Raw genomic sequence first — 7,078 nt, 5'->3', positions numbered from 1 at the left:
ACGCTGGTCAAGGCCGACCTCGCCACCTGGAGCTGCCCGGAACCCGGAGTCTGGGACCTCGTCACCGCCCGCATGGTCGTGCACTACCTCGACGACCTGCCCGCGCTGCTCCGCGAGGTCCACCGCTGCCTCGTCCCCGGCGGAACCCTGGTGATCTCGGTCGAACACCCCGTGGTCACCTGCGCCTACGACGGCGACTGGCACGACGGCGTGCCGTCCGAGATGCGGGTGCGCGGCTACTTCGACGAGGGCCCGCGCGACTGCGCGTGGCTCGGCGCCTCCGTCCGCAAGGTCCACCGCACCGTGGAGAGCTACGTCCGGGCCCTCGGCGAGGCCGGGCTGCCGCTGACCGCCCTGTCGGAGGGCCGGCCCCGGCCGGAGAACTTCCGGGACCGGCGGACCGGCGCGGCCCGCCGGGCCGTCCCGACGTACCTCGTCCTCCAAGCCCGCAGACCGGCCGCCTGAACCCGGACACCACCCGAACCGAACACCGCCCGAACCCAAGAGAGGAACGACATGCCACGACGTCTGCGACACGCCGCGGCCCTCCTCGCCTGCCTCCTCCTGCTGAGCCCGGCGACGGCGGCGAACGCCGCGTCCACCCCCGCCGGACCGGCCCGTGAACTCACCGTCTGGCTGATGTGGGGCTCCGTTCCCCAGCCCGAACTGGAGCGGCTCACCGGCGAGTTCGAGCAGGCCCATCCCGGAGTCACCGTCAACGTGCGGATGCAGGGATGGCCGGGGATCGACGAACGGCTGGAAGCGGCCCTGAACTCCGACGAGTCACCCGACGTCGTGGAGACCGGGACCACCACGACCCCCTACTTCGCCGCCAAGGGACTGCTGGAGGACCTCTCCGACCAGTCCGGCCGGCTCGGCGCGGCGGAATGGATCCCCTCCCTGCGCGCATCCGGGAACTGGCAGGGCCGCCAGTACGGCGCGCCCCTGTACGCCGCCTCACGCGTGGTGATCTACCGCAAGGACCTCTTCGCGGAAGCCGGCCTCACGCCCCCGCGCGACCAGCGGGAATGGCTGCGCACCACCCGGGCCCTCGCCCGGGCGCACCGCACCGAGCCCGGGTTCCAGCCCGTCTACCTCCCCGGCCAGAACTGGTACGTGTTCTCCGGATTCCTCCACGACCGCGGCGGGAGCATCGCGCGCTACGACGGCACCCGCTGGCGCGGCGGCCTGAGCACGCGGCCCGCCGCCGAAGCCCTGGAGTACTACCGTGCGCTCCAGTCGTTCTCCCAGGCCCCCAAGGACCAGGACGAGGCCCACCCCTTCCAGTACGAGGTGCTCGCCAAGGGGCAGGTCGCCCAGATGGTCGGGCTGCCCTGGGAGGTCGCCGACGCCGAACGCATCAACCCCGAACTGCGCGGCAAGCTCGGGATGTTCCCCGTCCCGGGCACCTCGGCGGACCGGCCCGGCAGCGTCTTCCTCGGCGGTTCGAACCTGGCCGTCGCCGGCCGCGCCCGCCAGCCCGGCCTCGCGGCCGACTGGGTCGCCCTGCTGACCGGCCCCGCCGCCCAGCAGCGCCTGGCCACCGCGAACGGGGTCCTGCCCAACCGGCTCGCCCTCGCCGAGGCCATCGACGACCCCGGGGTCCGGGTCCAGGCACGGGCCGCCGCGAACGGCCACACCACCCCCGTCGACCCGCGCTGGCCCACCGTCGAGGCCGCGCCCAACCCGCTCAAGACCCTGCTCACCGACGTACTGACGGGAGGCTCGCCGCGCGCGGCCGGTCGCCGCGCCGACACCGTGCTGGAAGAACGCCTGGGCGCCCCCCTGGCCCCCGCCGGCACCACCACCCCGCACGGCACCCGCCCGTAATCCGCCCCCGGCGGCCCCGTACGGCGGTGCGGGCGGGACCGGGCCTCCGGACCCGCCCGCACCCGCCACCCCGCCCGCACGACGCCCTCCGCACCTTCCTCCCTCCAAGGACCCCCATGCCCGACCAGCGCCACCGCGAACTGACCCGCCTCGCCAACTCCGTGCTCCAGCCGGGCTTCGTGGGCACCACCGCACCCGCCTGGGTGCTCCGCCGGATCGCCGACGGACTGGGCTCCGTCGTCCTGTTCGGGCGCAACATCCAAAGCCCCGAACAACTCGCCGCGCTCACCGCCCGGTTGCGCGCCGAGAACCCGGACCTCGTCATCGCCGTCGACGAGGAGGCCGGGGACGTCACCCGTCTGGAGCGGCACACCGGATCCTCCCGCCCCGGCAACCTCGCCCTGGGCACCGTCGACGACCCCGACCTCACCTTCCAGGTCGCCCACGGCCTCGGACGCGAACTGCGCGCGGCCGGCGTCTCCCTGAACTACGCGCCGAGCGCCGACGTCAACTCCAACCCGCTCAACCCCGTCATCGGCGTCCGCTCCTTCGGCGCCCACACCGAGACCGTGGCCCGCCACACCGCCGCCTGGATCCAGGGCCTGCAGTCCGCCGGAGTCGCCGCCTGCGCCAAGCACTTCCCCGGCCACGGCGACACCACCGTCGACTCCCACCACGGCCTGCCCCGCATCGACGCCGACGCCGAGACGATCGCCCGCGTCGCCCTGCCCCCGTTCCGGGCGGCCGTCGAAGCGGGCGTGCGCAGCGTCATGACCGCCCACCTGCTCATCCCGGCCTACGACGACACGCTCCCGGCCACCCTCAGCCCCCGGATCGTCGGCGGCCTGCTGCGCGGGGAACTCGGCTTCACCGGCCTGGTGATCACCGACGCCATCGAGATGGGCGCCGTGTCCGAGCTGTACGGGATCACCGGCGCGACCGTCAAGGCCGTCGCCGCCGGCGCGGACGCGGTGTGCGTCGGCGGCGAGAGCGCCGACGAGGCCACCACCGTCGCCCTCGCCGACGCCCTCGCCCGCGCCGTGCGCGACGGCGAGCTGCCGCAGGAGCGGCTGGCCGAAGCCTCCGCGCGCGTGGCCGAGTTCGCCCACTGGTCCAGCCGGCTCCCGCAGACCGGGCCGGAGCGCGGGACCGGCCCCGACACGGGCCTGGCCGCCGCCCGGCGGGCCGTCCGGGTGCACCACCGGCCGGACGCCCCGAGCGCCCTGCCGCTGGTGGGCGCACCCCACGTCGTGGAACTCGCGCCCACGACCCACCTCGCCATCGACGGCGGCACCCCCTGGGGCGTCGCCGACCCGCTGCGCGCCCTGCGCCCGGACACCACCTCCGTCCGGCTCGGGGAATCCGACCTGGCACACCGCGACGCCCTCGACCGGGCGGCGCTGGCCCCCGCCGCGGGCCGGGCCCTCGTCGTCGTCGTGCGTGACGCGGCCCGGCACGCCTGGATGGAGCGGGCCCTGGACGGCCTGGTGCGCAGCCGCCCCGACGCGGTGGTCGTCGAGATGGGCGTCCCCTCCGGGTCCGCCCCGGCGGCCGCGCACCTGAACACGCACGGAGCCACCCGGGTCAGCGGCATCGCCGCGGCCGAGGTGCTGCTCGGCGCCGTCTGAACCGTTCCCCCGAGAAGCGACCGAACCACGACACGGGACCCCGGGGGAGCGGCCGTCGGCCCACCCCGGAACCGTGCGGAGCCTGGAGCACGGCATGCCGACCCCCGACACCCTCGACACCCTCGAACACCCCGTCCCCGCCGAACGGCCCGGCCACCTGTACCGGGCCGCTTCGCAGCGCCCCTACTTCAGCGCGGACGGCGAGACCTACCTCTCGCCGGTCCGGCTGCGGGACCTGCGCAAGACCCGCCCCTTACGCGTCCTGTCCGAGCAGGACTTCGCCGCCTGGCAGACCGACGGCTACGTCATCGTCAGGAACGCCATATCCGCCGACGCCGCCCGGCGCCTCCTGGAGTTCGCCTGGGAGTTCCAGGGCCTGGACCCCGCCCGCCCCGAAGGCTGGTACGCGGAGCGGGAGTTCCGTTCCGAACTCGACCGCCACCTGCACATCTACGGATTCGTCGAGGCCTACCACCACCAGCTCCTCTGGGACAGCCGCCAGACCCGGCGCGTCTACGACGCGTTCGTCGACGTCTGGGACTGCGAGGAGCTGTGGGTGACCCTCGACCGCCTCAACCTCAACCCGCCCAACGTCGGGAACCGCGACCGCGCCCTCATCGAACCGACCGACCGGGGCTTCGACATCGACCTCCACTGGGACGTGGACAGCACGCTCGGCGTGCCGCCCCAGCGGGTCCAGGGGATCGTCGCCCTCGACGACACGCACCCGCTGACCGGGGGCTTCCAGTGCGCGCCGGAGCTGTTCCGCCGGTTCGACCAGTGGCGGGCGGCCCAGCCCGCCGATCGCGATCCGATCAGGCCCGCCGTCGACCGCGCCGAGTTCCCCGTGATCCGGCCCGAACTCGCCGCCGGCGACCTGCTGATCTTCAACGGGCACCTGGCCCACGGCGTCGCTCCCAACACCTCCGCCGACCGCGTCAGGGCCGTCCAGTACCTGTCCATGATGCCCGCGCTCGAGGAGCACACCCGGCTGCGCGCCTCCCGCGTCGACTCCTGGCGCCGGCTGGCCACCCCCGACTGGAACAAGACCCTGGTCGGCGACGCCACCCGGCATGAATCCCTGCGCTACGGCCGGGCCGCGCTGGACGACCTCGGCAGCCGGCTGCTGGGCCTGCGGTCCTGGGACGACACCTCCGGGGAGCCGCGGTGAACAGGAGGGACGACGTGCACAGGATCTGCCTGACGCTCCCCACCAACCGGGCCTGCGCCGCCACGATCGAGGCGCTGGGGCGCGAAGCCGCCCACGCCGCCCGCCACTTCGGTGTCGAAGTCCACCTGCTGGTCCTCGACTCCGCCGACCGGCCCTCGTTCGACCGGCACGCCCGGGCCGTCCACGCGGCCGGGTGCGCACCGGGCGTCGTCCCGCACCACCTGGACGAGGACGGGCAACGGGCCTTCCTGCGCGGCGCGATCGACCGGGCCGGCCTCGCCGGGCCCGACCGGGTGCTCGGCCTCATGCTGCCCTCCGCGGTCTCCTACGGCGCCTGCACGAACCGCGCCTTCCTCATCGCCGCGGCACTCGGCTGCCGGTCGGTGCACCGCCGGGATTCCGACAGCCGCTACCAGGAGCTGGACGGCGAGCCCGTCTTCCCCATCGCCCAGGAACTGGCCTTCCTGGGACGGAAGACGGCCGACGTGACCGCCTCCGTCACCGAGGTGACGACGGACCCGCTCGCGGCGGGGCGCGCCGACCGGCCGGTGGCCATGGTCGGGGCCTCCTTCGTGGGCGTGCCGTCCGTCGACCTCACCGACCTCCAGCTGCGGGCCCCCGACGTGCACCGCGAGGTCGTCGGACTGTGGGCGCCCGCCGCCTGGTCCCCGCAGGAACGGGACCGGCTGGTGGAGGAGTCGTTCAAGGGCGCCGGCACCGAGCCGTTCATCCGCGACCGCACGGTGCTCGGGCCCGTCGACCCCATGAGGGTCGACATGTGCAACATCGCCTTCCACCACGAGGTCCACGAGCGGGTCCCGCTGCCCCCGGCCACCGACACCATCGGCAGCGACTACTTCCTCTTCCACCTGCTGTACCACGCGGGCCTGCCCGGGGTGCTGCACAACCGGCACATCGTCAACTTCCACACCGACGAGCGCAAGACCGGCGCGGGCTTCACGGCCTACCAGACCCGGTACGCCAAGTTCCTGCTGTCCATGCTCCACTTCCGCTTCCTCCACGCACGCATGGCGCAGGAGGGCGCCTCGCTCCTGGACGACGACGGGCGGCTCCGCACGGAGGCGGTGTCCGCGCTCGTCCGGGAGAGCACCGCCCTCGACGACACGGAGAACGTGCACCGCCTGGACACCCTCACCCGCTCCTACCGCACCCTGGGCGGCGCCTACGCGCAGACGGCCGGGCACCTGCGCCGCCGGGCTCCGCGGCTCCTGGCGGAGGCCCGCGCCGACATGGAGGACTTCGCCCGCCTCGTCGACGCCTGGCCGGCCCTGGTCGACGCCGCCCGCACCACACCGCTCCCCGGGAAGGCGCAGCCATGACGACGGACCCGCACACACGCCCCGGCCCCGGCCCCGGAATCCGGATACGGGGCATCTCCACCGCCGACTGGGACGCCGTCGCGGCACTGGAGGCCGCGGTGTACGGCCCCCGGGGACTCTCCGAGGGGCGGGCCGCCCTGGAATCGAGGGGCAGGGCCTCGCCGTCCACCTGCTTCACCCTCCACCACGAACGCGGCCTGGCCGGCTACCTCCTCGCCTTCCCCTACCCCCCGGACCGCTGCCCGGACCTCCTGCGGCCCGAACGCACCGCCCACCGCTCGCACAACCTGCACCTGCACGACATCGTCGTCGCCGAGGAGCTCCGCGGCAGGGGACACGGCCGCACCCTCCTGCACCACCTCTCGGGCGCCGCCCGCGCCGCCGGACACCGCCGCGTCTCCCTGGTCGCCGTCTCCGGCATGGACGCCTTCTGGGCCGCCCTCGGCTACCGCCCCCGGGACGGGGTCACCCCACCACCGCACTACGGCGCCGGCGCCGTCTACATGTCCAAGACCATCCGGGAAGGCCGACCCCACGGTGCGCAGAACCAGAGAGCCCCGCATGACAGCCACGTCTGACCCGATCCCCTTCCACCGCGCCCAGCTCGGCATCGCGGCGGTGTTCGCCCTCCTCGGCTTCCAGTACGCCACCTGGGCCTCCAGGCTGCCCGCCCTCGCCGCGCGCCTGGACCTCTCCGAGGCGCGCCTGGGCCTGCTGCTGATGGCCTGCGGTGCGAGCGCGGCGGCCTCCTTCCCGCTCGTGACCGCCCTGATGGCACGGCTCGGCTCCCGGCGCCTCGTGCTCCTGTCGGCCACCGCCCTGGCGCTGCTCCTGCCCGCCCTGGCGCTGGCCCCGAACTACCCGGCCGCCGTGCTGGTCCTGTGCGGTGACGGCGTCGCGGTGGGCTGCCTGAACGTCGCCATGAACGCGCAGGGCGCCGCCCTGGAGGTGGCCCACGGCCGCACCGCCATGGCACGGCTGCACGCCGCGTTCAGCGGCGGCGGCCTCGGCGCGGCGCTCCTGGCCTCCGCCGTCACCGCCCTCACCTCCGACCTGTCGGTCCACTTCGCACTGGCCTGCCGGCTCCTGCTCCTGTCGCTGGCCTGGGC

The 7,078-nt window shown here is 74.6% G+C and carries 6 protein-coding genes and 1 pseudogene; all 7 read left to right on the top strand.

All coding sequences use genetic code 11. The features are described from left to right. Positions 1–465 (top strand): class I SAM-dependent methyltransferase (locus ACFVXK_RS35925; protein ID WP_389620724.1); only part of this gene is annotated, 465 nt, incomplete at its 5' end. A gap of 51 nt (positions 466–516) precedes the next feature. Continuing rightward, a complete protein-coding gene (locus ACFVXK_RS35920; protein ID WP_389620721.1) occupies positions 517–1,830 on the top strand; it encodes an extracellular solute-binding protein in 1,314 nt (437 codons plus the stop codon). A 116-nt stretch (positions 1,831–1,946) separates the two neighbouring features. Further along, positions 1,947–3,458, top strand: a complete 1,512-nt coding sequence (locus ACFVXK_RS35915) for a glycoside hydrolase family 3 protein (protein WP_389620718.1) — start codon at positions 1,947–1,949, stop codon at positions 3,456–3,458. 94 nt (positions 3,459–3,552) lie between these two features. Further along, positions 3,553–4,629 (top strand): phytanoyl-CoA dioxygenase family protein, encoded by a 1,077-nt coding sequence (locus ACFVXK_RS35910; protein ID WP_389620715.1) that lies wholly within the window; start codon positions 3,553–3,555, stop codon positions 4,627–4,629. A 14-nt stretch (positions 4,630–4,643) separates the two neighbouring features. After that, positions 4,644–5,969, top strand: coding sequence for a DUF6271 family protein (locus ACFVXK_RS35905; RefSeq protein ID WP_389620712.1), 1,326 nt, complete (start codon positions 4,644–4,646; stop codon positions 5,967–5,969). Next, a complete protein-coding gene (locus ACFVXK_RS35900) occupies positions 5,966–6,547 on the top strand; it encodes a GNAT family N-acetyltransferase (protein WP_389620709.1) in 582 nt (193 codons plus the stop codon). Before ACFVXK_RS35905 ends, ACFVXK_RS35900 begins: the two co-directional genes overlap by 4 nt. Further along, a pseudogene (locus tag ACFVXK_RS35895) lies at positions 6,531–7,078 on the top strand (MFS transporter); the annotation flags it as partial. The gene ACFVXK_RS35900 and the pseudogene ACFVXK_RS35895, both read left to right, overlap by 17 nt.

Source organism: Streptomyces sp. NPDC058157 (genome assembly GCF_042884105.1).
GTDB lineage: Bacteria > Actinomycetota > Actinomycetes > Streptomycetales > Streptomycetaceae > Streptomyces.
Note: the sequence above shows the minus strand (reverse complement) of the source record. Positions and strands in the feature narration are given on the sequence as shown.

Excerpts from the sequence above, each read along its gene's own strand:
- ACFVXK_RS35920 (WP_389620721.1), top strand. The coding sequence starts at position 517 with ATGCCACGACGTCTGCGACACGCCGCGGCCCTCCTCGCCTGCCTCCTC.
- ACFVXK_RS35915 (WP_389620718.1), top strand. The coding sequence starts at position 1,947 with ATGCCCGACCAGCGCCACCGCGAACTGACCCGCCTCGCCAACTCCGTG.
- ACFVXK_RS35910 (WP_389620715.1), top strand. The coding sequence starts at position 3,553 with ATGCCGACCCCCGACACCCTCGACACCCTCGAACACCCCGTCCCCGCC.
- ACFVXK_RS35900 (WP_389620709.1), top strand. The coding sequence starts at position 5,966 with ATGACGACGGACCCGCACACACGCCCCGGCCCCGGCCCCGGAATCCGG.